This is a genomic window from Pilosibacter rotomagensis (assembly GCF_045062245.2).
In the GTDB taxonomy this organism is placed as follows: Bacteria; Bacillota; Clostridia; order Lachnospirales; family Lachnospiraceae; genus Pilosibacter.
Map to the genome: position 1 here is coordinate 1291577 of NZ_CM170323.1, position 26178 is coordinate 1317754.

A 26178-nucleotide genomic window follows, 5' to 3' on the forward strand; every position below is an offset into this window, starting at 1 on the left:
TTGAGGAGCCATGTTCCTGTTCTTCTTTTACTCTTCCCAAGGAAGATCCACGATCGTCGGTTCATGGTGAACGGCCGGGAGAAATTTTTCGAGAATATCGGATGTTTTGATCTTCAGGCTGCTGGTGTTGATGCATGGATGGCAGCCGAAAGATTCGTCCTTTAAGACATCGGAGTCGATCAGAAGTTTTACATGACCTTCCGGATCGTTCATAAGTCCCATCACACTGACGGAACCGGGAGTCAGCTTTAAATATTCCTTCATGTGATCATCATCTGCGAAGGAGAGCCGTGCGGAGCCGATCTGCTTTGAGAGGACTTTTGTCTTGAATTTCTTGTGGCCCGGCATCAGAAGAAGATAAAATTTTGTCTTCTGCGCATTGCAGAGAAAGAGATTCTTGCAGATGTGGATCCCGAGGATCTCGTCAACACCGTTGCAGGCATCGATCGTGAATGCGGCTTCGTGGTCGACGCGGGTGTAGGGGATATTCAAGGAGTCGAGAAGATCGTAAGTGCGGATCTCTGTCTCAAGACGTCCGGAACAATCTTTCGGACGGCCTGTCTCGGCGACAGGGGATGGAGTGGAAGCTGGCTGAGCAGTGTCGTGATTGCATGTGTTTTCCATGAGTGTATGTCCTTTCTGTCTAAACTTATGTAAAATCATGTAGAATAATTCGGGGAAAAAAGATATACTTTATGTGATATTATAATCAGATGGATTGGGAGAATCAAGGGGAAGCCGGATAAAAGATAGAAAAAGAGAATGGAGAAAACAAGAGATGGAAAATAGAGAAAACCGGGATAAGAAGATGAAGAAAATGAGTGAAAAGAAAGAGTGGACAAACGGGAACGGAAGAACAAACCGGAAATCCGGAGAAATGCTGAATACCCGGGCACGGGGAGACCAGAATAGCGGGAAATCGGGGAAAAAGAACTCTCTCTGTCCGCATTTTAAATCCTGCGGCGGGTGTCAGTATCTGGACATGCCGTATGAGAAGCAGCTAGAGCACAAAAAGAAAGAGGTTGCAGACCTTCTCCGCCCGTTCTGCAAGGTCGAGACGATCATCGGCATGGACGATCCGTTCCATTACAGAAATAAGGTTCATGCGGTGATGGCGAGAGATCGGAAAGGCAGGATCATTTCCGGAGTCTACAAAGAGGGAACCCACACGGTTCTGCCGGTAGAAACATGCCTGATCGAGAATAAAAAGGCGGATGAGATCATCGGAACGATCCGGGAACTGCTTCCGTCGTTCAAGATGAAGGTATTTGATGAGGACACCGGATATGGCTTCCTCCGCCATGTTCTGGTGCGAATAGCCCATGCGACAGGGGAGATCATGGTGGTCCTGATCACGGCATCGCCGGTGTTCCCTTCGAAGAATAACTTTGTGAAAGCGCTGAGAAAAGTCCATCCGGAGATCACGACCGTGGTCCAGAATGTAAACGACCGAAACACCAGCATGGTGCTCGGAGAGAAAGAGCACGTCCTCTACGGACCGGGATTTATCGTGGATGTTCTCTGCGGGAAAAAATTCCGGATCTCCTCAAAATCCTTCTATCAGATCAATCCGGTCCAGACGGAGAAACTCTATAACCTGGCGATCGAGGTAGCAGGTCTTACCGGAAAAGAACTGGTCGTTGACGCCTATTGCGGGATTGGAACGATCGGGATCGTTGCGGCATCCGCGGCAAAAGAAGTGATCGGCGTTGAGTTAAATAAGGACGCTGTCCGGGATGCAGTCACAAACGCGAAGGTAAACGGTGAGAAAAATATCCATTTTTACAACAACGATGCCGGAAAATTCATGGTCCAGATGGCATCCCAGAATGCCCACGCCGACGTTGTCTTCATGGATCCGCCAAGAAGCGGAAGCACCGAAGAATTCATGGACGCCGTCGCGATCTTAAACCCGGACCGCATCGTGTATGTTTCCTGCAATCCGGAGACGCTGGCGAGAGACTTAGCGTATTTTAAGAAGAAAGGATATCGGGCGGAGAAGGCCTGGGCGGTGGATCAGTTTCCGATGACCGGGCACTGTGAAACAGTCTGCCTTCTGTCAAGAAGATCCCAATAAATCAAAGGTTTCTGCGATTTTGGAAGAAAAATGGATGTGTGTTTCTGTTTCCATAGAGTGATGATATAATCGGATGTTTACCCCAGGGGATAGGCTTGGGAAAATGGGAGATATATATTTTGGCGAAAGGATACTTTTTCGCAAAAGAGACAAAAGTAACAGAGGAGGAATAAGTTTTATGCCGAGAGTAGGAATTACTGCATATGATTTGTTAATTTCATGCCCGGGTGATGTGAATCAGTTTACGGATATTATTAGAGAATGTGTGGGTAATTTTAATAGAGTATATGGAAATATTAATAATATGGAAATTGTTACAAAGCACTGGTCAACAGATAGTTATCCGCAATCTGGGGACAAACCACAGGAACTACTGAATAAACAATTTGTTCGGGAGTGTGATGCAGCAGTTGCTATATTTTGGACAAAATTTGGTACACCGACAGATAGATATGGTTCAGGAACAGAAGAAGAAATTGAAGAAATGCTATCTTCAAATAAACAAGTATTCATGTATTTTTTGGATGCACCTGTAAATCCATCTAGTGTAGATATGGAACAATATAAGAAAGTGCAAGCATTCAAAGAGAAGTACAAAGATAGAGGAATCTATTTTATAGTAAGAGATGAACAGGAATTACGACAGTTATTTACGAATCATTTAGGGATGCATTTTTTACCACTAGCGGTAGGTGGGAAAAACTCATTTGAAAAAAAAGCAAGCCCAGTTCTTAAAATTAAGGCGGCATCTCAGCAGGAAGATAAAGATGCAATTGTGGAGTATTCTGAATTTTCTGAATGCAAACTGGTAAAGGATAAAAAGAAAAGTATTATTTCAAAAATTACCTTGTTGCAGCAAGGATATTTGGAAGCTAGAGAAGAAAAACCTTCTGAAGCTATTGAAAAAAAAGAGAACTCGTTATTAATCAATTCACCTGATTTAAATAAGTTGTTAGGAAAGTCGGATTTAATGTCAGGGAAAATAATGGATGCTGATATTGCTGATGAATGGAAAACTATTATTTGTGAATTTGCTAATGAGAATGGTATAGAAATTGAAGAATTTTTTTGGAATGTTGGAAATCTCAAAAAAAGGGTATCTTTGATTGTTCCTTTTTATGGAGGTGGTGGTACAACTTTAGAAGGTAGTGAGGAAGAGAAAAAACGTTACGAAACCATAGAAGATTTGTATTGGGCTATTGTTGATTATAATGAATATATGACTTTTTTTGGGAAAGTAGATCAACAAGGGTTAGTGGATTTAACTGTGGCTAATGTTGGAAATACATTTGATGAAGATATTGACGTAAAAATAATTATTAAGAAAAATCATATTTGCAAAACGAAAGATATAGCCATTCCAGAAATTAATATCATTGAAGATATATTGGAAATGAGATTTTTAGGATATGCATATAAAATTAAATGCAATGATGTTATTGTTGAATATACAGGATATCCATCAGAAAAACCAAGAATGGATTATAAGTTTACTGAAAATCCATTTAACAGACCATCGGTGCAAGAACATTATAATAGAAACAAAGACGAATATTCAGAAGAGTTAAATAGAATTTTTTGTTATGAGTATTATCAAAGAGATGATGTAGATATTTTGATATTCCATATCAATTATCTCAAGCATAATACTGTAATGGCATTTCCTTCAGTGCTAGTTTTTAAAGAAATTCCGGATTCCATTGATTATGAAATTTCTTCAAAGTATATTGAGGAAGTTGTAAAAGGAACTATAAAGATTCAAAAATGAGGCTGTTTCAAAAACAAAGCTTCAACCGTATGATTGCTGATTGCAGGGCAGGGAAAATTGACATGATTATTACCAAGTCCATTTCCAGATTTGCAAGAAATACGCTGGATTGCTTGAACTATGTGCGAGAGTTGAAAGATTTGGGGATAGGGATTATTTTTGAAAAGGAAAATATCAATACTCTCGATGCAAAGGGGGAAGTGCTGCTTACCATTCTTTCCTCACTGGCACAGGACGAGAGCCGATCCATTTCAGAGAACTGCACATGGGGAATCCGCAGAAGGTTTGAGACAGGGAAGCACAAAATGAGTACAAAGCGTTTTCTTGGCTACGATACGGATGAAACGGGGAAGATGGTAATCAATAGGACACAGGAGCCGATTGTGGTTCGGCTGTATCAGGAATTCATGGACGGAAAAACAACCGATTACATCAAGAGGATTTTTGAACGGGAAGGTGTGAAAAAATGGGATGGCGGTACGAAGTGGCAGTCCACAACCTTAATGAGTATGTTGGAGAATGAAAAATACAAGGGTGATGCCTTGCTGCAGAAAAGTTATACGGTGGATTTCCTCACCAAGAAACGTACACAGAACAAAGGGGAAATTCAGATGTTTTATGTGGAGGATGATCACGATGCCATCATCTCAAAGCGGATATGGGAATGTGTACAGCTTGAAATAAAACGCAGGAAAAAGTATCTGGAGGAGCATGGGACAAACTCCTATTCCCACCGGCCGGAAAGCAATCCATTTGCTTCCAAGATAATTTGCGGAGACTGTAATAAAGTATTTGCACGGAAAGGCTGGCGGAGCAGTACGGGAGTTGACCGTAAGGTATGGCAATGCAGTGAACGCTACAAGGTCAAAGGAGTTATGGGATGTGCCAACCGCCACGTAGAGGAAGAAACGCTGATAAAGGCTTATCTGATGGCTTGGAACGCATTGGTGGAGAACCGAGAGGATTTTATGGAGCAGTGGACGGAACAGCTGCAGAGCGAGAACCTCTTGGAAAGTTATCGGGCGGAGAAGTTCATAGAATATACCGATGGGGCAAAGCCTTTGACGGAGATGGATACGGACTTCATACTGAAAACACTGGACCACATCAAGGTTTTTGAAGATGGAACATTGTTGGTGGTCTTCCTGGACGGAACGGAGATTGAATGGAAAAATGAAGAGGAGTAAGAAAAGATGTCGATTGGGAGTTGTGATTCCTGATCGGCTTTTTTTAGTAGATTTATGTATTGGTTACTTGTAATATTCTATAATTAGTGATATAATCCAAATTAGCACTCAATGAACGAGAGTGCTAACAATAATAAAGGAGGATAGATCAATATGAGTAAGCAAGTATATATAAGTGCAGATTATGCAGAATACGATGGTGATCGTGATGTCGTTGAAGAGTTGAACAAATGGGGATGTGATAATCTTCATAAGGTTGATTTTATTGATATGTCTAAAGTAGCATCAGGGAGCGTTTCAAAAGATCCTGATTGCCGCATATGCGATTTGAAACAAGAATTTAACAGACAAATTAATGCTTCATCTGCAGTTATCTTTGTTGTTGGAGATAAGACTGCATTGCGTACAGCAGGGAGTGCTTGTAAGCGTTCTGGCAATGATCAAAGTTCTTGTAATTGTACACCTTATAAACAAAATACAAATGGTACGAAACCATGTAAGGTATTTTTTACTTCTACTCCTGGTGAAAACGATGATGTGGGATGCATTAATTCATATTCATACTTGAAACATGAATTTAAACAGACTGAGAAGAAAAATAAAACAATTATTGTGGTTTATAATTCTCTTCGAAAAGAATCAGGTTGGCTTCCTTCTTATATGAAGAATTATGAAGATAGCGCAAGACCTTTCTGGACAACAAATTATCGAGGTGATAAAGTAGGAGATTATTCATACATAAAAGAGGTGCTTGGATTTTGATTGATCTGTTAAAGAAAAGTGCGGCTTGTGCTTTTGCTATCATTTCGGCAGTTTTTACTTTCGTTCCGGAAGCTATATTTGGAAAGGTTATATTGATATCAGAAGATGTTCTTAAACAATTCACTATAGAGGGCTATACTTCAGAAATCAATATTATCGTGAATCGTGTACTTACTTTTGTAATTGTTTGGTTTATTGCAGCGTTTGGATATAAAGCGTATTTACTTTTGCGAAATAAAGTTAGTATAAAAGGGAACAATTATAAAATTACAGTAGAATATGGCGATTTGCTCAAAATGAAGAAATGTAAAAGAGTAATTAATTTTGATGAATGTTTTTCAACACATGTTGGCACTAATCCTGCTGATATAAAACCGACTTCGATTTGTGGGCAATATTTAACTGCAAATCCGAATCTAAATATTCAATCACTGTTATCAAACTCACAGCTAAAGCCGCTTAAGACTAAATCGAAATATCAGAGCAAAGAACGGTATGAATCAGGGAGAATAGTACCGAATGGGGATGACCTGTTGCTGGCATTTGCTAAACTGGATAAAAATGGATTGGGTAGATTTTTTACACGTGATGAATATTTGGATTGCTTATCGGTATTATGGGAAGAAATAGATAAGTATTATGGGCAGAAAGATGTATGTATACCGATTTTAGGAGCTGGATTAACTCGCTTTGACGGAGGCTCAGGTGCATCTATTCCTCAGCAGGAATTGCTTGATATGATAATTTGGTCTTATAAATTAAGCTCCCATAAAATAAAATCACCTCGTAAGTTGCGCATTATATGTAGAAGAGATGAGGATTTTTCATTGGATAAAATCGATTCGCAAGCATGATGCAAGTTAAAAAAATGCCGATTGGGAGTTGTAGCATTTCCGAATCGGCTTTTTCTTGCTCTTTGGCAGATGGTAAAATAACAGGTGATATGGTAAAATATATACTATATTTGAGAAGCTTATTTAATAGTTAGAGATAGAAAAGAGGGCGATTGGTAGTGATCGAACGAGAATTATATATAAAGGTCTTGGATTGTTTGCATGATGAACAGTGTTTAGCGAAAAAAGTGCAGATGATTCAAGAAAGGGATTTTCAAGTAATTGGTAATGTTATAATAAATATGCTCCTGGAAGAAATTGCAGAAGTTGATATTACTCAGATAAAACAAATTATTTGCATGAATTTACGCTATAGTCAGGAGCAATATTCAAGACTCACTTATGAAGAATTGTGTGTATTAGTTTGTGAGCATGTTATACGGTTTAAAACATATCCAGCAGACGAATATCAGAAAATTGAGCAAAACTATGACGGAATAAAAAATAAATATTATTCTATTATTGCAGAAATAGAGAATGAGATGTTGCGTATTGATGATCTTATAAAAATAGACAAGGAACATCCTCAATGTTGTGGTAGTTTAATAAAAAAGCAAAATCAATTACAAGCAAGAAATAATGTAAACAAAAGTATTCTAAAGGATTTGAAAAAGATAGAAAATGAATACAATACACTATTTGATTCGATTCAGGAAAATTATGTCTATCGAGAAATGCTTAAGTATGCAAAAGAAAAAATAGAAGCATATTTTGAAGGAACTATTTTCTTAGATACTGAAGATCCCTATTTTTCATTGAGAAAAATAGCAATCGAAGTAGCGCAGGAAGATAGTGGTGGATTGAAGGACTATAAAAGTAATTTTGAAAATTATGACGTATGTTTGGAATCCTGGAAAAATGCAGTGCAATCAATATATAAGCCTTTCTATATGATTAAGATGCGAAAAGTTTTAGATGATATAGAAGAGTTTTATTATCAGAATGGTAATGGTGCATATTGGAATAGATTAGATGAATTGATTGAGATATGTAAAGAAAAAAGAGCAAAGGTTTTAGATAGCGATCAATGGATAAACCTGAGAACACAGGATTTGAATAAGTATATACAGGAATTAAAACAACATATTTCAGAACAGCAAGTGTTAGAGTATTTAAGGCAGAAAATAGATGGTTTGTACTGTTTGCAAGACCGGAAAAATATCTTAAATACGATTATTGATTCATTTGAGAATCAAAATTATGTTGTGTTTATGAATTTGGTTGTCATCCAAATTGAAGGTTTATTTTATGATATGTTTGTAGATGCCAATATCCAGAATCGTTTGGATGGACAATTTGATTTGTTCGAAAAAGATGATTTGAAAAGTAAAATGGAAAAGAATGATACAAGTATGGGATTAGAAGAGGCAGCATTATACTTTAAGTTTTACTTTAACAGCATGATTCGTAATAAAGTGGCTCATGGAAGAAATTGTTTTAAAGAAGAAGAGTATGAAAGAATTTCTTTTGAGTTGTTATTGGATCTTCAGTATGTAATACATTTGTTGGAAAAACATTCAGACACGAATGAAGCGGTTGAATATATTAAAAATACTGTACGCTGGCTCGAGTTTTCCTTTAGTGGTCAATGTACAGAAAAACAGATTCATGAAAAATTATTAAATTTATTAAATAGTAACGTTCTCAAACGTAGGAATAATTTTATTGGATATGGCGATTCTCATCAGGAGTTGTATTGGATATTCAATCCTTATTATGAAGCGGCATACGAATATGCCGGGGTAATTGAATTACGTGACAAATTGAGAGAGTACTTGACGAATGAGAATTTTTGGGATTATGTTCTGAAATATATTCAATCGTATGATGAGCAGGAAATTCCGCATATTAAGCTTAAGCAAGAGTTTAAATCCAGAGTAAAAGCAATGCAGGAATATATCGCAAAGAATAAAAGACAAACGTTACCATTGGTAAGTGAAGTGAGCAAAACAATGGAGACTATGCAACTACATGCGGAGGGTTAATTTATTGTTTGAAGAGGGGTAAAGGCTATCCCCCTAAGTAGGGTATGAACCTTTTCGCAAAAGGTGACGGTTTCGCTATTTAGTATAAGAAGTAACTTTCACCGCATGTGGAAAGCATCGTGCTCTTGTCCCACAAGTCACCAGATAGCCATATAGATGTGAAAGTTGAATTTGGAGAAGGTGAAGAAAAGGTACCTTTAGATAAAATTGCGGAGCGGGCAAAGCAATATCAGCCGGCTCCAAGGGTTACATATAAAATGATACAAGAATATATTGAAGAAAAATATGGCTTCAAAGTACATACGGCATATATCGCAGAGGTAAAAAGAAATTTAGGATTGCCGATGTATGATGCACCTAATATGGTAGAAGAGTTGAAACAGCCGAGAAGGCATCCGACGGCGGAGAAAGTAGAAGCGATAAAGGATGCATTAAAACATTTTGGGGTGATTTAATATGAGCGTTATTTATATGTTATTTACTGTGAGCTTTGATTATAATAACTATTGAAGAAATTATATCAGTTATTTGGAGGTCAAATGGAATGGGAAATGATATATTTAGCGCGGTAATTGAGCTCAACAAGATTAGACAGCAGGCATATGAAATATATTTACCCATAGTGGAGGAATTGTGCAACAGAGAGGTATCAGAAGAAGAATTGTCTCATTGTCTCGATTACTTATTAGATTTCGCAGATGATGCGAGTATGCTGGAATTGTATAAAAAGTTGTGCAGAAGATTTGTATACACATATCCTGGATGTATAAATTTTTATGTCAATGCCTATAAAGAGATGTGGGAAAAAACAGAATTCTGAAAGGGTTTACATGAATCAACTTATAAAAATGGATGAAGAGTATAGGAAGTGGATTGAGGACATAGGAAAACGCTATAAACAGAGACAGATTAAGGCATCTGTTTCTGTTAATCAGGAAATGATTGGTTTCTATTGGTCTATAGGAAGAGATATTGTAGAAAAGTCGGCTGAAAGTAAGTGGGGCAGTGGATTTTTTGTTAATTTAAGTGTAACTGTTCAGAACCCAGTTAGTTGAAAATGATATCAGGGGTTCCGTTCAGTGCCTCGCGGATAGCTGTGAAAGCATTTATTCCGTGCTTGCGAGCTGATCCGATATAACTCATAATTGTAAGATATTCCTGTGCACCTTCTTCATTTCGGAAGCATCCAGAGACTTTGGTTTTTATTTTTACCATTTTCAGATCACGTTCCGCCTGATTATTATCAAATGGTACACAGAGATTCTTTATAAACAGACAGACTGATTCCTTGTAATTATACAGTCTGCAGATCAAATTTAATACTTTGCTCTTTTTCGTGCGACCGCGCTTTTTTGCAGGAGTTTCGGGGAATGGATTTTCCCCATATGCAGTTTTGATAATGGAATCATACTCCATATCAAATTTATGGCGGTGATAGTAGCTGACCTCATCCTTATCTAAAAGAAGTGCTTTATCTCGCACCTTTTTCATATCGAGCAGAAGCTTCTTAAAACGGACTGCCCATGTCTGCTCCGGATGATTTTCAATCACACCGTTTAATTCCCTGAGAAGATGCGCACAGCAGATGGCATGTGTCACATTTTGATACTTCCAGTAAGAACTCCAGCAGTCATGCATAATGATCCCGTTGGCATGCGGCAGTACATTCGCAGCATCCATGCCAGCCTGACCACGTTTCTGATTTATGGTCAGATATGTGTAATTCTGATCGGATGCAACGTGAACCCAGCAGGTTTTTCCATCTACGCGGCTACCAGTCTCATCACAATGGATCAGTCCGAGCGTAATCATTTTCAGACGGATTTGCTCATAAGTATCTTTCAGTGATTCCGCACAGCGGGTTACCATGTTTTTGATGGTTCCCGTTGCTAATGGAATATTAAACACACTGGACAGGATTTCATGAGTGCGATTGATGCTGGCTGCACCAACCGTATTGAAAGCCACAACCATCGCCTGAAGATTTTTGCCATACTGGACAGTTGCTTTTATGTTTTTAGGAAATGATCCTGTTTTTATGCCACCATGCAAAGGGCATTCGCGCATTTCAATAAGATTGTGCGCAGTGACATCTACAGTCACAACCGCATCAATCTCATGACGGGTTTCTTTTATGCAAGCCTTATCCAGACATTTCTCGCGATAAGGATATCCGTTACAGTCAAAATGCATATGTTCCATGGTGTGATCCGGATTGGAGATGACAGAAAGATGGACACCATTGTGACCTTGCTGAGCGCCCTGCTTTTTCCCGGAAGATTCACGAAGGCTTCGGTTCTTTTTTACCGCAGGTTTCTTAAGACCGTCAGAGGAAGGTGGCTTGGAACTGTTTTTGGAGTTTTTGTTTAGTTGTTCTTTCAGCTCTTTGATGGTTTGATTCAGCTCGGCAATTGTAGCTGTTAATGTGCTGTTTTGCTTCGTGAGAAAATCAATCTGTGCCATAAGCTGGCGAACGAATTCTTCTGTGATGTTAACGGGCATTCAAACCACCTTCTTTCCGCTAGATTTTGCATTTTTATTATAGCGGAAACGCTGTAAAAAAGCGAATCTGTCGAAAAATCCATTCGGCAAAATGACGGTGGATAAGTATTAAATTTGAAGGTGCAAATGCTTACAAATATATTCAATATCGCCTCCAAAGACGAAAATGAAGCGGATAAAAGGTAGGTAGTTGAGGATTATCCACAAGACTGATATACAAGTAAAAATTCATCACTTTTATCCACAGAGTAACAGCAAATCAGAGTAAAAAAGATTTTTCGATTCTCTGTTTTGCACAATAACTGGCAACGAACCTGAAGGGGGTTCTGAACAGTTACATTTAAGTAAAGATATGAGAACAATTTTGCCAGGGGTTCAAGGCTTATCAAGTTCGAATCTCAGATATATGAAGAAATTTTATGAATTGTACAGTGATCCAATTCTTCCACAATTTGTGGAAGAATTGAAGAGCAAAGAGGATTCAATAAATGTTCCACAACTTGTGGGAGATTTATCGGATAAAGAATTGTTTTCGATTCCGTGGGGACATCATAGAGCTATCATTGATAAATGTAAATTGGACAGGGAAAAATCAATATTTTTGTGAAGAAAACGATTTTAAATAATTGGTCAAGGGCAGTACTTTTAAATTATCTTGATACCGATTTATATGAGCGTCAGGGAAAAGCAATTTCAAACTTTGAATACGCATTGCCTGAACCACAAAGCGACCTTGCACAGGAAATAACAAAGGATCCATATAATTTCGACTTCGTAGCAATCAGAGAAGATTATAGTGAGAAAGAGTTAAAAGACGCATTGATGGACAACATCACAAAATTTCTTATGGAACTTGGAAAAGGGTTTGCTTTTGTTGGAAGAGAATATACAATACCGATTGAAGGAACAGAGGAAAAAATAGATCTTTTATTTTATCATCTGTATTTGCATTGTTACGTTGTTGTTGAAGTTAAAATAGTAGCTTTTACATCGAGAGACATTGGACAGATTGGTACATATGTGAATATTGTGGATGATTTGGTCAAGACAGATTTTGATGCAAAAACAATTGGTCTGATTATATGCAAAAGCAAAAATAATATCCTTGCAAAATATGCGGTAAATAGTTCAAAAGAACCGATAGGAATATCTGAGTATAAGTTGTCAAATTTATTGCCTGTGGAATATAGAGCTTCTATGCCAACGATAGAAGAAATTGAGAATGAACTCAGGTAAATATTTTAAAAGAAACTAACGGATAAGGAGCATTGAATATATGTTGAATTCAAACGAAAGAATGGGTTTCATAATTGAATATATGTCTTCATATGATGAAAAAATCAAAATGGCAAATAAAAACGGATTATTTGATGCTGCAAAAATGTTTGAGTTATTTGCAATTGAGGTATGTAATGTATGGTTCGGACAGAAGTTTAGTAATCTGAATGACGAGACGGCAACTTATCCATATGTAGATTTGATATCAGAAAACAGAGAACTTTTAGTGCAGGTAAGTACTGTACAAGATGTACCAACAAAAATAAAAACCACATTGGAAAAGATAAGGGATTCAAAAGATAAAAAATGCTCGGACTTAAAGAATATTGTATTTTTTGTACTTAGTAATAATAGTATTGATAAGATGAGAGAGTATAGTGGGGATAATCAAATTGGGAGTATTTCATTTACTATTAAAGATAATTTGATTACTACAAATGATATTATAACTAAAGCACAAAATGATCTTAATTTTCAGAAGAAATTATACAAGGTATTAAAGGATGAGTATGAGAACTTTAATATTAATATCAGAAAATTTAAAGGTGCATTGGAACTTAGTAATTTAGGGTTGAAAAATATTGAAGGATTGATTAACGGAGAGTATGAAATCGATAGAAATGAATTTCTTGAAAAAATAACAAAAGACAATGAGCGATATATTTCAATACAAGGTGGAGCTGGTAGCGGTAAATCTGTTTTATGCAAAAAATATGTTGAAAATGAAAAATTGGTTTTATATGCTCGTGCTGAAAGATTTTTGGAAGAAAGTCATATTGACGACATTTGGGGTTGCTGTATCCAAGACGTTTTAGAGTGTATTAATGGAAAGAAATTAATATTCTTTATTGATGCTCTCGAGTTTATTGCGGACTGTGCCGAAACAAAATTTGAATTATTACAGTATTTGTATGATATGGCGGAAGAATATCAAAATGTGTACATAGTAACATCTTGTAGAACGAGTGATAAAAATGCTTTTATTAAACTGGAAACAAATTTTTCAATAAAAATTTATGAAGTTGGCGATATAACAGAAGATGAACTTGCATTGCTTATGAAGCAATATCCGATTATTCATAAAATGTATAAAACAAATTCATATGTTGATTTATTAAAATCGCCCTTTTATATAAACTTGATAGTTAGTAATTCGATGGATATTGATAATATAGGTGATGAAAATTCTCTAAGAGAATATATTTGGAAAAACATAATATGTTTGGAGGAAAAATCTCGAATGTATGGCATACTCAGTAACAAAGTTATTGAAACTGTTGAGAAGATTGTGTTTGAAAGAGCTAGAAAATTTATGTTGGGTATTCATAAGGACGATATAGATAGAGACATAATGCATGCATTGCTTTCAGAAGGTGTAATTGCTCAACAAGGAGATTATATTAGACTGAAATATGATATTTTCGAGGATATTTGCTTTGAACATTATTTTGATAAAGCTTTTGATTTGTGCAAAGGGAAGTATAAGACCTTCTATGATGAAATAGAAAATCTTGGGCGATGTGTGTATAGACGGTATCAGATTTGGATTTCAAATAAAATGTTTATACAGGTAAATAGAGATAAGTTTTTATATAGCCTTACTTTTTCTGATGAGATTCCGCAAAGTTGGAAAAGGCAAACAGAAATTGGAATTGTTAAGTCAAGGTTTTGTGATAATTATTTCGAAGAACAAGGGTCGGAGATTCTGGAACAAGGCATGTTGTTCGACTTTGTGAAGAATATTAATTTGTTCGCATTTGAAGGTGAGTTATTACATATTAGACAAGAATCACCACAAATGAAATTGTCCCCAATTGGTAATGGAAGACCATGTATTATTCGACTTTTGAAAAACGAAGAAATATATAAGAAAAATATAATCGAAAGAGATGATATAGTTAAGTTATGCTTGGATTATGCGAAACAAGAAGATAAAGTGGCAGTTATTGCGTCAGATGCATGCGCTATGATGGAATATTATGTGGAATATTCGTTGCAGGAATCTGAGCAAGAAAACTATTATAAAATCATAGATGAAATATCGTCTTGCTTGGAAGCACTTTATCGAATGGCAGATAACTCAGAAGAGTGGTTAAAAAAGTTTTTTAATACATTGATTAATAATTATATTAATGGAAATAGAAAAAGTATGCGTAAGTCAGAAGATATTATGGAATGGACATTGAAGAATGCTTATCCTGCTTTGGTAACTGGATTAGCAAGCGAATTGTGTTCGATAGCTGATATACTATGGTTACGTGGAAAAGTAGATGCAGAGGAATTTGATTTCTATAGAGCCGATAGACTGTCTAAGGGTTTTGAATATGGATTAAGTGAGAAAGCTGAACATTATAATTATTTATATAGAACAGTGTACGAGAATGCATTTTTATGGAATCTGTTTCGATTGAATTTTAAAGTGGGATTTCATTGGGCAATTCAATTTATAAATAGGGCAATATTAGAATATGCAACTAATAATCCTGAATATGTAATAAAAATCAAAGTAAAAATTAGTGAGAGTAATGCAATAAAGGAATATTGGGGAAATGGAAACATGTGGCTTGCAGGGATTAGAGATCACAATGTACCTACCTTAATAGGAGATGTTATTTTTTGTCTTAAAGAGGCTATAATAAGCAGTTTGGAGATTTGTAAAAAGGATCATGAATTCACTGTTGCATTTGCAAATTATGTCAAAGAAACTATTTATTCAAAATCAAATAATATAGTATTGCTTACAATCATTGAGAGTATAGGAATGCACTTTGAAAACGAATTACCGGGTTATGCTTTGGATTTGGCTACAAGCATAGAACTTGTTCATTGGGATACCACAAGATATATGTTATACAAAAAAAATCCGACAAAAGAGTTGCTCGAAAGGCAAATTCTTAAGACCATGGGGATACCTGAGCTTAAAGATAGATATGAGTTGGATAAAAAATGTGATTTGAGTATACAAGAATATGTATCTCATACACAGATATATTTTGATTCAATGGTTCAGGATAAATGCTATGGAATTCTTGATTATTTATATTCAATTATAAAAAATGATGCAGAAAATGCACAGGACTATTTACAGATTCAAAAAATGGATATGCGTGGTGCAAAAGCAACCAAGATAACCGACAATATAATTATGTTAGAACCCCAAATATCAGGGGAAGCAGAAAAAATTGTTCTAAGACAAGAAGAATTCAATAAACCTAAGCAGAGATTAAATGCGGCGATTAAAAAGTGTAATGATAATAAGGTGTCTGGGCAGATTGACTTGCCATCAACTCTTGATGCAATTAAAGTTATTTTAGAATTGATGAAGGATACTGATATGGCATTTCAATATGAAAATCTTTTGATACTTTTAATTGCTAGTGCAATAAATCATCAAGAATTAGAAAATGAGAAAAGGGAAAAGTTTTGCACAATATGGATTAACGGAATAGAGAAATTGTTTTCTAATAGAAGCTTTTTGGCAGATACTGCACTTATGCCAGTTTTATTGAATCAATTGGAAAATGACGTTGCTATTGGGATAAAAAATAAAATAAAGAAAATTGTGTTGGATTGTTTGATGTATAAGGGGCAACATGGTGTTATTGATGAAATGGCTAAATACGTGAAGAGATATTTAGCTAATCACGAGACTTTGGCACAAGCGGTATTTAATACAATTATTAAATTATCTGAAGATCAGATGGAACATCAAAAATATAATGCTAATTATTTGAAAGTGAGTAAGAAAGATAAGGAGTTTATATTTAATCCTAATATGCAACCTAAGTTGTCAGGAATAGATCATTATATCAAAGATGATGATGGAAATTGTTATACTAGTCGCGAAGAGGAGATAATAGATAGGTATCTGCTGCAGGAAGAATCTTTAGAGATAGATGTTTTTGATATGAGTAACTATGATATATCTACAATATGCTATGTTGCAAATTGCGGCCTAAATTTTACGAATGAATCTTTTAGAATGGTTATTCATGAAATTTTGCTATGTGTGATTGATATTTGGAAATATACTAAAAGAAATTATAATGCTCACGAAATTTTTGATGTTTACCAAGAACATGAAATCATAGAGCTGTTTCAGCGGGAAATGATTCAAACCCAAGATGATGCAAAAATGGCAATCGATATATTATTTGAAGAGATTGATTTTACAAAATTTACAACAGATACAATTGAGTTCTATCAAGATATCTTTGGCAATTTTTTATGTGAATTTTTTGACTCATATGTTGACTCAAAAAGAAGAAATATATGTAAAAAGAAAATTCTATATATTGAGAAAAAAGTAAATGACATTGATGAGGAGTATGTTCGAATACAGTTATATAAATCTCTTATGCTTTCTGTAACGAGATATTGCACGGGAGACTGGAGTAAAATCAAAACAAATTATTCATACGTAGATAAGCAATTTTTGAATAAGCAATTTACAAAGTATGGAAAATATCACATAAAGGAACTGTTGAGAACGATTTACCAAATGCATATGGATGAATTGCTGCCAGAAATATTAATTTCTATTAGAAATAGCTTTCAAAATGCAAAATCTGAGGTAAATAAATTTAAAAAATCAATAAGAGAACAAGAAGCAATAGTACAGTTGGTTATCCTTAAATCCTTTATTACATATAGTGATAAAATTAAACAGGATCAAGAACTTATTGAAGCATATGAAGATATACTTGAAATATTGATCAATTTAAATTATGAGCAGGCGGCTGTTATTTTGGATGAGTTTAGGATTCATTAATGGATGCAGGTTATTATTCATCTGAAATAAATATAATAAGAGATGCATGTTCGCTAAATGATATTTGTGGATGGTATTGTCAAGGTTAGATTTTGTGGGAAAGTGGTAATACAGTTGAGACGGTAGCTCTTTTAACTAAAAAAGTGACTTAGGAAAGAAAAAGAGAGACTTCCAGGTTGAGATGGAAGTTCCTATTAGTCCTGATATGCATAAGGAGTATAAGGAACAGAAACCAACTTATGAGAATATCAAAAAGTATATCATGGAGAAGCATGGGGTGAAGGTGCATACTGCTTATATAGCAGAAATAAAACGGGATTGTGAATTGGATATGCGTCCTAATTATAATGTTTCAAAGAAAGAGGCTCCTGAGATAAAATAATGTACTCCAGAGAAAAGGGAATATATCATGGAGGCACTGAGGTATTATAAGCTGGTAGTGTAGTTTACAGGGTAGAGAAGAAGTAGTAGAGAAAGTGCATACTGACGCAACAGAAGAATTGGACGTAGCGGTCGAGGAAGATTTACCGCAGAAAAAAGCGGACAACATACCTGAGTGGCCGGATGGAATTCTTGATTATTTGGATGAGACGGAAAGAAATAAAGTATTAGAATATGCATGTAATCTGCAGATAAGTCAAAGTACACGATTGCATAAAATGTTGGTCCAATACAAGAAGAATATTGCAGATTATAAGTCAAAGCTGAAAGAAGCACAGAGTAGACCATACTATAATCCAAGACATAACAAACCAGAAACGAGCCTGAATTGACTAAGCAAGAGGCACAGGCATTCGTAAAGTATAATGATGATATCAAAAATCATAGATGGGCTTCAAAACCGCAAACTACCCAAAATAAATCGGTGGCCGATATAATACCAAATTTGGTAGCAGTATTTATAATGATTTTGAATTATAAAAGTGTTACAAAATATCGGCATACCCGCTACAGCTCCCTATTTCGTGTGACCTATGCCGACGAGATGTATCTGGCGGCAGCAGATGCTATACTGGCTGTCAACGACCAGCTGGAAAAGCAGCTGCGGGAAATCAAAGCCGACCACTCGGGTCGGCTGCGGTTGGGCATCAGTGTGCAGCGATCCATGCAGATTCTGCCCAAGGTCATTCCTGCTTTTTCGGCAGAAGTATCCCAAGGTCACTCTGGATTTGACGGAACGGGGTTCTGCCAGCCTGGAGGAGCTGTTGCAAAAGGGGACCATTGACCTGGTCTTCGTCGCCATGGAATCCACCGGCACCAATCTGGTCTATGAGCAGCTTATCGAGCAGGAAACCATTAGCATTCTGGATGCCAGAGACACTGGGATCGTGGCCCGCATCGAGTCCGGCCCCCCATCACCTTGGCGGATGTGGAGAGAGACTTTTGTGCCGATGCGGGAAGGGCATTCCATCCGGGTAGTGCAGGACAAGCTCTTCTATCGCTCTGGCTTTCATCCCAAGATACTGCTGGAGACAAACACTTTGGAGGTGGGCAAGCGGGTGGCGGTTGCCTCCGGTGCCTGTATGCTGATGTCCAATATCTATATAGATGAGTTTATCCGCAGAAAACGAGGGGAGTTTTACCCTTTGAAAGATTACGAAAACTACCGCCATCTCTACGCCTGCCACAGTAAGGAGTAATTTATGCCCAAGTACCTCCGGGACTTTATTCAGATTACAACCCGTGTTCTCTTCGGGAAAAGTATGTAGTATTGGTAAAAATACCGCCGCAGGCTGCCTGATACAGACAGCATACGGCGGTATTCCCGTTCATCCCGGCATCGCCATGGACATCTTGGGAAAACTGCACAAAAGCGTTTTTTGTATAACATTTGATTATACAAACCGGATTTTTTGGGTATTGGATAATTTTTCCTGCACCCGGTATAATGAAAGCATCTAGATAACCGCGGTAATTGATGAACGAAACAAATCACAAAAAGAGAAAGGAAAGAAAGATATGTCATACTTAGGTCTTGCAGGCTTCGCTCTGATGATTCTGATCGTAGCCCTGCTGCTCTGGGGAAAGAGTACACCTGCGGTGGTTTTCATTCTCCTTCCCATCATCGTTGGCTTTGCTGTCGGCTTTACCGCTGAGGAGATGAGCGGATATATTGCCTCCGGCGTGTCCGGTGTGGCGACCACGGCAATCCTGTTTATCTTCGCGGTTCTGTTCTTCGGTGTTATGAACGATGCCGGTGTTTTCGATGTGATCGTGGGCAAGGTTCTGAAACTGGTGGGCAATAACATTACACTGCTGATGTTTGCCACGGTGCTGATTGCCTTCATTGGCCATCTGGATGGCTCCGGTGCAACCACCCTGTTGATCTGCATCCCTCCTCTGCTTCCTATTTATAAGAAAATGAATGTGCGGCCCATCAACCTGCTGTGCATCACAACCCTGACCATGGGCGTTATGAATATCGTGCCCTGGGGTGGCCCCTGCGGACGCACCGCCGCCGCGCTGGAAGTCGGCACCTCTGAGATCTGGAGGTATTGCATCCCCGCACAGGTTGTCGGAATTGTTCTGATCCTTGGCCTGTGTGTCCTGCTCTCCCGGAATGAAAAAAAGCGTGGAGCGGGCTACAACCCTGCCGCCGAGGCGGAGACCGTCAGCGTGGAAACTGTCGCCGAAGTGAATGAACTGCACCGTCCCAAGCTGTTCTGGTTCAACATTGCCCTGATCGTGGCGGTTGTGCTGATGCTGACCATGACCAAGGTGGCAACACACATCACCTTTATGATTGCTCTGGCCATCGGCCTGACGGTCAACTATCCCTCCCAGAAGATGCAGATGGAGCGTGTCAAGGCCCACGCCACCGATGCTCTGACCATGGCCTTCACGGCACTGGCTTCCGGTGTTCTTATCGGCATCATGGGCAAGAGCCCCATGCTGGACGCCATGACTCAGATGGTTCTGTCCGCCATGCCCGAGAGCATGGCTCCCCATCTGCACGTGCTGTTTGCCGCTGTCAACAGCCCGCTGAGTATGTTCATCCACGGTGATGCCCTGACTTATGGCATTCTGCCCATTGTCAACCAGATTGTGTCTGTCTACGGAATCCCTGCCGCTGCTGTGGGCGCAGCCTTCTTGATTACTTTTGGCCCTGCCATTTACATCATGCCCATGACTGCTGCTACTTACATGGGCCTTGGCCTGACCAATGTGGAACTGAAGGATCATATCGCCTTCTCCTACAAGTGGGCATTCGTTCTGGCAAGTGCCATGCTGGCCTTCGTTCTCGTCACCGGCATCATTCCCGTATAATCCGCAACAACCGTTACGGCTGCCTCAGGGGATTCCAGGGGCAGCTATCTTAACAAACAAAGGAGTGTTACTATGCGTCAACTTGATCTTTCTGCCTTTGAGGCAGCTGTTACCTCTGAGAATCTGGCTGTGCGGGGAATGCGTGTATTTCAGGCTGGACAGCTGATCGCGTACTACCAGCCGGAGCCCGAGCAGCGTCAGAACCAGTATTCCGGCACCAAGAGCTTCACCTCCACCGCCTGCGCCTTCGCTGCCCAGGAAGGGTTGTTCTCCATGGATGATTATGTTCTGGATCACTTTGCGGAGGACGCACCGGAAAATCCCAGTGAGAATCTGAAAAAAATGAAGCTCCGCCATCTGATTACCATGTCCATGGGCTTTGAAAGCCCCATGCTGATGGGAGCCATGCGTCCCAAGATGGTGGAGAAGGACTGGGTAAAATTTGTGCTGAAGGCTCCGGTGGTTCATGAGCCGGGCAGCGTTTTCCAATATAACAACGCAGGTCCCTATCTTCTGGGCATTCTGGTGCAGAGAAAAACCGGGATGTCGCTGGTGGACTATCTGATGCCCCGGCTGTTTGAGCCCCTGGGAATTTCCCGTCCGGAATGCGAGAAGGACCCCTTGGGCAACACCTTTGGCGCCGGCGGCTTGCAGCTGAATGTCAGCGAGTTTGCCAAGCTGGGGCTGCTGTACCTGCAGAAGGGTCAGTGGAACGGAAAACAGCTGATTCCTGCCCAGTGGGTGGAAGAAGCAACCCGCAGCCATATTGTCTCCGATGAAGGCGATGACGAAATTGGCACCGACTATGGTTTCCTGTTCTGGATGATGCCTGATGGAATGTTCCGCGCGGACGGAAAGTATGGTCAGTACTGTGTGGTCGTCCCCAGGAAGAATGCGGTCATTGCCATCAATTCCATGCAAATCGAAAACGAGAAAAAAGTTCTCCGGGCGGCTGTCAGAACGGTGCTTCCTCTGCTATAATATAGCCAACAACGGGATTTCCCGACAACAGGAAAGGAAGCGCGCCATGGATCGCAGAGAAATCGAGTATGTTATTGTGATTGCCCAGGAGAAAACACTATCAAAAGCAGCGGATCGCCTGTTTGTTTCCCAACCGGCTCTCAGCAGATTCCTGCTGAAGCTAGAGGATGAGCTGGGGCTTCCTCTGTTTGAAAGAAGAAAACGGCAGCTGATCCCAACATACGCAGGGGAACTTTATCTGGCAACAGCGCGCAGTATCCTGCAACTCCAGCAGAAACTGGAAAAGGAACTGGATGCGTTGAAGGAGGTCGATCACGGAAAACTGTCCGTGGGAATTACCCCTGGACGCGGTCATACCATTCTGCCCATGATCTTACCGGATTTCCGAAAGCAGTTTCCGGATTATGAGCTTCGGATTTTTGAGGAAGATGTGGACACACTGGAGCGTATGCTCAGTGACGGGACCATTGAAATTGCTTTTTTCACCATGTCTGAAAAAAGCAGGTTCACGCAAAAACGGTTTTGCTGTGAGTTGATCTCTCAGGAGGAAATTGTACTGTGTGCCCCGAAAAACGGCCACTATGAGCTGCTTTCCAAAAACGAACCCGGGCGAAAATATCCGTGGATTGATTTGAAGTATCTTGAAAACGACTGTTTCCTTACTCTGAAAAAGAAAATGCGGCTGGGACAGCTGGCTTCGGAAATTCTGGAAAGTCATGCGATTTCTCCCAGAATTGCGGAACTGAGTACCATTGATACCGTTCTGTCCCTGGTGGCACAGGAATACGGTGTGGCATTTGCCAGCAGTTTCCGCATTGAGAAACATGAGACTGCCGACAAAATCAGCTTTTTCTCCTTTGGAGAACACCCAGAGGTTTGGGATTTTGTTGCCGCATATAAGCAGGACTATCTGGTTTCACAACCGGCTAGATTCCTGATTAATCTGGTTGGTGCTCTGTACTGATTCACTCCCCTTTCTGAGGTCAGACAGGTGGGAAACCATACCGCTTATTTCGAGAGGAATTTACAAAGGAGTGACATGAATGATCGATATTGTTGCACTGGGGGAAATCCTGATTGATTTTACGCCCAGCGGAGTAAATGAGCAGGGAATCGCTATGTTCGCCCGGAATCCCGGTGGTGCGCCAGCCAATGTGTTGGCTATGAACAACCGGTTGGGAGGAACCTCTGCCTTCCTTGGTAAAGTTGGTGCAGACGGATTCGGCCGTTATCTGCGGCAGACACTGACAGAATGCGGCATCTATGATGCCGGTCTGGTAGAAGACAACTCTATTCCGACAACGCTGGCATTTGTTCAACTGAATGAACAGGGAGACCGATCCTTTTCTTTCTACAGAAAACCGGGAGCGGATCTAATGCTGAAAGCATCGGAGGTTCGCAGAGATCTAATCGACCAGTGTAAGATATTCCATTTTGGATCAGTGTCTCTGACTGATGAACCTTGCCGCAGTGCATGTCTTGATGCTGCGGCCTATGCAAAGCAGCAAGCTAAGAGAATCAGTTTCGATCCAAACTACAGACCGCTACTTTGGGATACGGAGGCAGATGCACGGGAACAAATCATGCGAGGTATTGCTTTGGCAGATATCTTGAAGGTATCTGAGGAAGAACTGCTGCTGATTACCGGAACAGCCGATCTGGAGGCGGGTTCCAAAATCCTGATGGAAAAGGGACCTTCTCTGGTGCTGGTAACGCTGGGAGAGAGGGGAGCATTCTACCGTAACCGAACCCACGCGCAGCTGATTCCTACATACCCTGTGAAAGCTATCGATACGACAGGATCAGGGGATGCGTTTGTCGGCGCAATGCTCTGGTCGTTGAAAGACCTGCCTGAAGAGGAATTATTCCTTGGTGACCTGAGCCAAATAGTGGACTTTGCAAATGCCGCAGGAAGCCTCACTGCAACGAGGGGCGGCGCAATTCCAGCATTGCCATCCATAGAGGAAATCCAGGTCTGCCGTCAGAAAAAAATAGGAATTTTGTAGTTTAAGCGGCTCATGGGTTTCTTAGGTTCATCCAATGAATTAATGCATTCATATGATACTGAGATAGGCTCCCTACTCAGTTCATGCATTCTTGAAAATCCCCAGAACTTCATCTTCTTCCCGGATGAAGCTCTGGGGATTATTTCGTTTTGGAATGAATGCCCACAAACCATTTCCCATTTGTGGGTACTCATTTCAAAGCGGGCTGAGATTCCAAAGGGATGGCAATTCCTTTTGCTCAGGGTTGCCCGGCATTGCTGCCGAGCATAAAGAAAGCACCGACCAGATTTCTCTGACCGATGCTAATAAACTGCTATTCTATTGAGATTTACAAATTTCGATTTGTACTTATTTCTTAAACAGCTCAGAATGTGAAGCAAGGCGAAAAAGCATCAAAACAAGAACATCTCCACGAATCTCATAAATAAGCAGCCAGTCCGGTTCGATGTGACATTCACGAGTACCTTTGTAGTTTCCTGTAAGGTCATGATCCCTGTGTTTTGCATCCAGCGTACCGCCATTCGCCAGAATATCGATTACCTCAAACAGCTTATCCAGATTCTTATTTTGCTTTTTGGCAAGCTTCAAATCCTTTTTAAACTGATTGGTAAACTACGCATCATATTTCATACTTCAAGTGCCGCCTTCAAAGCATCCATATTGGAATATCTCGGTGCAGAAGGATCAGACAGCATTTTCCGTCCTTCCTCAATCGCAGCGGTTGTAGTATTATTCGGTACTTCCAGTTTTAATTCAAAAGGAATACCATGCTCACGGATAGCGGTTCTCAGGAACATATTTACAGCAGTTGTCATATTCAGACCAAGTTCATTGAAGATTTCCTCCGCCTGATCCTTGATTGCCTTGTCTATACGAATATTTAAATTAGTTGTTGCCATACAAAACACCTCCATTCAAGTATAGTATACTCAAAAACACGTCTAATATCAACACATTGTCATTATAAAAGATGCATAAATTCTGTTAAAGGTGAATTGAAAGAAGATGAAATTTAAATGGTTAAATGAAAGTGAAATAATGATGGAGGGGGATAAAATAGAAGCGGATTTACCGTTAATTATAGACAATATCCGTGCAGGTATGGGAGTTGGACTATTGTTCCCGGTCACTTTATTAATCGTTCTTTTTATTTTTGCAAGGCAAAAAAATAATAAATGAAATCTTTTTCCCCAAAGTGGAAAAAAGTCTGAGAATAGCCAACGGCGGTACAGGCTTAAGGAGCCGAGCGGGAAGCTTGCGAAATTTTTTATAGATGAAATTCTGCAGGAAACCATGTATAATAGAGATACTGGATCAGCGAAAAATAAAACGAATGAGGGAATTTGGGGAATGGAAGGAAATTTAACAAAGGGGCCGATCATGAAGACGCTGGTGAAGCTTGCTGTCCCGATCATGGCATCGGCATTTCTGGGGACGCTTTACAACATTACGGACATGGCGTGGATCGGCCTTCTGGGATCAAAGGCAGTAGCGGGGGTCGGCGTCGGGGGAATGTTTACCTGGCTTTCGCAGGGGCTGGCGTCCATGGCGAGAATGGGCGGACAGGTTCAGGTGGCACAGTGTATCGGGCGCGGGGACCGGGAAAAAGCCCACGGATTTGCCCAGGCTGCAGTGCAGCTTTCAGCGGCAATGGGAATCGCGTATGCGGTCCTCTGTCTCATATTTGTCAATCAGATGGTGGGATTTTTTAAACTTGAGGATGCGGAAGCCCAGGCGTCAGCGCTGGCCTACACAAAGATTGCCTGCGGACTGATCGTATTTTCATTTTTGACGTTGACGCTGACGGGACTCTATACGGCTCAGGGAGATTCAAAAACGCCGTTTATGGCAAATCTGATCGGACTCGTGACAAACATGATCCTGGATCCGGTCCTTATCCTCGGACCGAGACCATTTCCGAAACTTGGCGTAACCGGGGCAGCGATTGCTACGGTGACGGCCCAGGCGATCGTGATGAGTATCATGATTCTTGGGATCATTGCGCGGAAGAAGGAGAATGTGTTAAAAGGAACCCGGCTCTTTGCGAAGATCCCTGCTGAATTTTTAAGGGGGATCTGCAGGATCGGAATTCCAACCGCGATTCAGGGCATGGCGTACTGTGGAATTTCCATGATCCTGACGCGAATGGTGTCCGGATACGGTGCGGAGGCAGTGGCAACGCAGAGAGTTGGCGGTCAGATCGAATCGATCTCCTGGAATACGGCTGATGGCTTCGCGGCGGCGTTAAACGCGTTTGTGGCCCAGAACTATGGGGCAGGGGAGAGAGAACGCGTCCGGAAAGGATATCAGGTATCCCTGTGGACGGTCGGAATCTGGGGAGTGCTGGTCTCTGCCGTATTTATCTGTTTCCCAAATGCGATCGCGGATATCTTCTTTCATGAGCCGAAGGCGGTTGCGACAGCTGTGGGCTATCTCGTGATCATTGGATTCAGCGAGGCATTTATGTGCGTGGAGCTGACGACGATCGGAGCACTGTCGGGACTCGGAAGAACGAGACTATGCAGCGTGATCAGTATTGTGCTCACGAGTGCCAGAATACCGCTTGCCATCGTTCTTAGCGGTATCATGGGGCTTGACGGAATCTGGTGGGCGCTTACGTCCACGTCGATCGTAAAGGGAATTATATTTACATGCACGTTTTTCTGGATCATGAGAGAAAAAAGCGCGTGAGCAGGCAGTG

At 40.1% G+C, this 26178-nt stretch carries 23 protein-coding genes and 1 pseudogene; 20 read left to right on the forward strand and 4 right to left on the reverse strand.

Annotation, left to right across the window (positions count from 1 at the left end; all coding sequences use genetic code 11):
• Nucleotides 1-27: 27 nt before the first annotated feature.
• Nucleotides 28-624, reverse strand: a complete 597-nt coding sequence (locus tag ACI3EW_RS05745) for a prolyl-tRNA synthetase associated domain-containing protein (RefSeq protein WP_118529540.1) — start codon at nucleotides 622-624, stop codon at nucleotides 28-30.
• A gap of 154 nt (nucleotides 625-778) precedes the next feature.
• Here ACI3EW_RS05745 and rlmD point away from each other — a divergent pair, with 154 nt between their 5' ends.
• The 9 genes from rlmD (at nucleotide 779) to ACI3EW_RS05790 (ending at nucleotide 9727) form a co-directional block, all read left to right on the forward strand.
• The gene (rlmD, locus tag ACI3EW_RS05750; RefSeq protein WP_405579703.1) at nucleotides 779-2077 is read left to right on the forward strand and encodes a 23S rRNA (uracil(1939)-C(5))-methyltransferase RlmD; all 1299 of its coding nucleotides are present in this window, start codon (nucleotides 779-781) and stop codon (nucleotides 2075-2077) included.
• Nucleotides 2078-2255: 178 nt separating this feature from the next.
• Nucleotides 2256-3845 (forward strand): hypothetical protein, encoded by a 1590-nt coding sequence (locus ACI3EW_RS05755; RefSeq protein WP_243022201.1) that lies wholly within the window; start codon nucleotides 2256-2258, stop codon nucleotides 3843-3845.
• A complete protein-coding gene (locus tag ACI3EW_RS05760) occupies nucleotides 3842-5032 on the forward strand; it encodes a recombinase family protein (protein ID WP_118529541.1) in 1191 nt (396 codons plus the stop codon). The genes ACI3EW_RS05755 and ACI3EW_RS05760 overlap by 4 nt, the downstream gene beginning before the upstream one ends.
• A gap of 153 nt (nucleotides 5033-5185) precedes the next feature.
• Nucleotides 5186-5794 carry a hypothetical protein gene (locus tag ACI3EW_RS05765; RefSeq protein WP_118529542.1) on the forward strand — a complete coding sequence of 203 codons (609 nt, stop codon included), beginning with the start codon at nucleotides 5186-5188 and terminating at the stop codon, nucleotides 5792-5794.
• Nucleotides 5791-6648: a macro domain-containing protein gene (locus tag ACI3EW_RS05770; protein ID WP_118529543.1), complete on the forward strand. Its 858-nt coding sequence runs from the start codon at nucleotides 5791-5793 to the stop codon at nucleotides 6646-6648. Before ACI3EW_RS05765 ends, ACI3EW_RS05770 begins: the two co-directional genes overlap by 4 nt.
• 158 nt (nucleotides 6649-6806) lie before the next feature.
• Nucleotides 6807-8672 (forward strand): hypothetical protein, encoded by a 1866-nt coding sequence (locus tag ACI3EW_RS05775; protein ID WP_118529544.1) that lies wholly within the window; start codon nucleotides 6807-6809, stop codon nucleotides 8670-8672.
• A 107-nt stretch (nucleotides 8673-8779) separates the two neighbouring features.
• Nucleotides 8780-9127, forward strand: coding sequence for an RNA methyltransferase (locus ACI3EW_RS05780; RefSeq protein WP_118529545.1), 348 nt, complete (start codon nucleotides 8780-8782; stop codon nucleotides 9125-9127).
• Nucleotides 9128-9216: 89 nt separating this feature from the next.
• Nucleotides 9217-9492, forward strand: a complete 276-nt coding sequence (locus ACI3EW_RS05785; protein ID WP_015528556.1) for a hypothetical protein — start codon at nucleotides 9217-9219, stop codon at nucleotides 9490-9492.
• A complete protein-coding gene (locus tag ACI3EW_RS05790) occupies nucleotides 9449-9727 on the forward strand; it encodes a DUF1016 N-terminal domain-containing protein (protein ID WP_118529546.1) in 279 nt (92 codons plus the stop codon). The genes ACI3EW_RS05785 and ACI3EW_RS05790 overlap by 44 nt, the downstream gene beginning before the upstream one ends.
• Here the strand turns inward: ACI3EW_RS05790 and tnpC are convergent.
• Nucleotides 9720-11174: an IS66 family transposase gene (gene tnpC / locus ACI3EW_RS05795; RefSeq protein WP_118529547.1), complete on the reverse strand. Its 1455-nt coding sequence runs from the start codon at nucleotides 11172-11174 to the stop codon at nucleotides 9720-9722. The two genes, ACI3EW_RS05790 and tnpC, sit on opposite strands and share 8 nt — an antisense overlap.
• 298 nt (nucleotides 11175-11472) lie before the next feature.
• Between tnpC and ACI3EW_RS05800 the strand changes: the two genes are divergently transcribed.
• The 9 genes from ACI3EW_RS05800 to ACI3EW_RS05840 all read left to right on the forward strand — a co-directional run bounded on the left by ACI3EW_RS05800 (nucleotide 11473) and on the right by ACI3EW_RS05840 (nucleotide 23477).
• Nucleotides 11473-11781, forward strand: a complete 309-nt coding sequence (locus tag ACI3EW_RS05800; protein WP_483880001.1) for a DUF1016 N-terminal domain-containing protein — start codon at nucleotides 11473-11475, stop codon at nucleotides 11779-11781.
• The gene (locus ACI3EW_RS05805; protein WP_243022204.1) at nucleotides 11778-12410 is read left to right on the forward strand and encodes a PDDEXK nuclease domain-containing protein; all 633 of its coding nucleotides are present in this window, start codon (nucleotides 11778-11780) and stop codon (nucleotides 12408-12410) included. Before ACI3EW_RS05800 ends, ACI3EW_RS05805 begins: the two co-directional genes overlap by 4 nt.
• 40 nt (nucleotides 12411-12450) lie before the next feature.
• Nucleotides 12451-17223 carry an SMEK domain-containing protein gene (locus tag ACI3EW_RS05810; protein WP_405579715.1) on the forward strand — a complete coding sequence of 1591 codons (4773 nt, stop codon included), beginning with the start codon at nucleotides 12451-12453 and terminating at the stop codon, nucleotides 17221-17223.
• Between the two features lie 769 nt (nucleotides 17224-17992).
• Entirely contained in the window at nucleotides 17993-18448 is a 456-nt protein-coding gene (locus ACI3EW_RS05815) for a hypothetical protein (protein WP_243022205.1), read from the forward strand.
• Nucleotides 18393-18863, forward strand: coding sequence for a LysR family transcriptional regulator substrate-binding protein (locus ACI3EW_RS05820; RefSeq protein ID WP_243022206.1), 471 nt, complete (start codon nucleotides 18393-18395; stop codon nucleotides 18861-18863). Before ACI3EW_RS05815 ends, ACI3EW_RS05820 begins: the two co-directional genes overlap by 56 nt.
• 319 nt (nucleotides 18864-19182) lie before the next feature.
• Nucleotides 19183-20490: a CitMHS family transporter gene (locus ACI3EW_RS05825; RefSeq protein ID WP_118529552.1), complete on the forward strand. Its 1308-nt coding sequence runs from the start codon at nucleotides 19183-19185 to the stop codon at nucleotides 20488-20490.
• A 72-nt stretch (nucleotides 20491-20562) separates the two neighbouring features.
• Nucleotides 20563-21471 (forward strand): serine hydrolase domain-containing protein, encoded by a 909-nt coding sequence (locus ACI3EW_RS05830; protein ID WP_118529553.1) that lies wholly within the window; start codon nucleotides 20563-20565, stop codon nucleotides 21469-21471.
• A gap of 46 nt (nucleotides 21472-21517) precedes the next feature.
• Complete coding sequence (locus ACI3EW_RS05835; protein ID WP_182426723.1) at nucleotides 21518-22435, forward strand: LysR family transcriptional regulator; 918 nt, start codon at nucleotides 21518-21520, stop codon at nucleotides 22433-22435.
• A 79-nt stretch (nucleotides 22436-22514) separates the two neighbouring features.
• Complete coding sequence (locus ACI3EW_RS05840; protein ID WP_118529555.1) at nucleotides 22515-23477, forward strand: carbohydrate kinase family protein; 963 nt, start codon at nucleotides 22515-22517, stop codon at nucleotides 23475-23477.
• A gap of 348 nt (nucleotides 23478-23825) precedes the next feature.
• Here the strand turns inward: ACI3EW_RS05840 and ACI3EW_RS05845 are convergent.
• Together ACI3EW_RS05845 and ACI3EW_RS05850 are read right to left on the reverse strand one after the other, a co-directional pair.
• A pseudogene (locus ACI3EW_RS05845) lies at nucleotides 23826-24089 on the reverse strand (type II toxin-antitoxin system YafQ family toxin); the annotation flags it as partial.
• 14 nt (nucleotides 24090-24103) lie between these two features.
• A complete protein-coding gene (locus tag ACI3EW_RS05850) occupies nucleotides 24104-24376 on the reverse strand; it encodes a type II toxin-antitoxin system RelB/DinJ family antitoxin (protein ID WP_118529556.1) in 273 nt (90 codons plus the stop codon).
• A 106-nt stretch (nucleotides 24377-24482) separates the two neighbouring features.
• Between ACI3EW_RS05850 and ACI3EW_RS05855 the strand changes: the two genes are divergently transcribed.
• Nucleotides 24483-24656 carry a hypothetical protein gene (locus ACI3EW_RS05855; protein WP_182426724.1) on the forward strand — a complete coding sequence of 58 codons (174 nt, stop codon included), beginning with the start codon at nucleotides 24483-24485 and terminating at the stop codon, nucleotides 24654-24656.
• A 171-nt stretch (nucleotides 24657-24827) separates the two neighbouring features.
• On the forward strand, nucleotides 24828-26168 hold the full coding sequence (locus ACI3EW_RS05860) for an MATE family efflux transporter (RefSeq protein WP_405579723.1): 1341 nt from the start codon (nucleotides 24828-24830) through the stop codon (nucleotides 26166-26168).
• The last annotated feature ends 10 nt before the right edge of the window (nucleotides 26169-26178 follow it).

Bases quoted from the DNA above. Each gene is read 5' to 3' on its own strand.
- ACI3EW_RS05745 (WP_118529540.1), bottom strand. From the start codon at position 624: ATGGAAAACACATGCAATCACGACACTGCTCAGCCAGCTTCCACTCCA.
- ACI3EW_RS05860 (WP_405579723.1), top strand. From the start codon at position 24,828: ATGGAAGGAAATTTAACAAAGGGGCCGATCATGAAGACGCTGGTGAAG.
- tnpC (WP_118529547.1), bottom strand. From the start codon at position 11,174: ATGCCCGTTAACATCACAGAAGAATTCGTTCGCCAGCTTATGGCACAG.
- ACI3EW_RS05785 (WP_015528556.1), top strand. From the start codon at position 9,217: ATGGGAAATGATATATTTAGCGCGGTAATTGAGCTCAACAAGATTAGA.
- ACI3EW_RS05855 (WP_182426724.1), top strand. From the start codon at position 24,483: ATGAAATTTAAATGGTTAAATGAAAGTGAAATAATGATGGAGGGGGAT.
- ACI3EW_RS05840 (WP_118529555.1), top strand. From the start codon at position 22,515: ATGATCGATATTGTTGCACTGGGGGAAATCCTGATTGATTTTACGCCC.
- rlmD (WP_405579703.1), top strand. From the start codon at position 779: ATGGAAAATAGAGAAAACCGGGATAAGAAGATGAAGAAAATGAGTGAA.
- ACI3EW_RS05760 (WP_118529541.1), top strand. From the start codon at position 3,842: ATGAGGCTGTTTCAAAAACAAAGCTTCAACCGTATGATTGCTGATTGC.
- ACI3EW_RS05765 (WP_118529542.1), top strand. From the start codon at position 5,186: ATGAGTAAGCAAGTATATATAAGTGCAGATTATGCAGAATACGATGGT.
- ACI3EW_RS05825 (WP_118529552.1), top strand. From the start codon at position 19,183: ATGTCATACTTAGGTCTTGCAGGCTTCGCTCTGATGATTCTGATCGTA.
- ACI3EW_RS05790 (WP_118529546.1), top strand. From the start codon at position 9,449: ATGTCAATGCCTATAAAGAGATGTGGGAAAAAACAGAATTCTGAAAGG.
- ACI3EW_RS05810 (WP_405579715.1), top strand. From the start codon at position 12,451: ATGTTGAATTCAAACGAAAGAATGGGTTTCATAATTGAATATATGTCT.
- ACI3EW_RS05830 (WP_118529553.1), top strand. From the start codon at position 20,563: ATGCGTCAACTTGATCTTTCTGCCTTTGAGGCAGCTGTTACCTCTGAG.
- ACI3EW_RS05755 (WP_243022201.1), top strand. From the start codon at position 2,256: ATGCCGAGAGTAGGAATTACTGCATATGATTTGTTAATTTCATGCCCG.
- ACI3EW_RS05835 (WP_182426723.1), top strand. From the start codon at position 21,518: ATGGATCGCAGAGAAATCGAGTATGTTATTGTGATTGCCCAGGAGAAA.
- ACI3EW_RS05850 (WP_118529556.1), bottom strand. From the start codon at position 24,376: ATGGCAACAACTAATTTAAATATTCGTATAGACAAGGCAATCAAGGAT.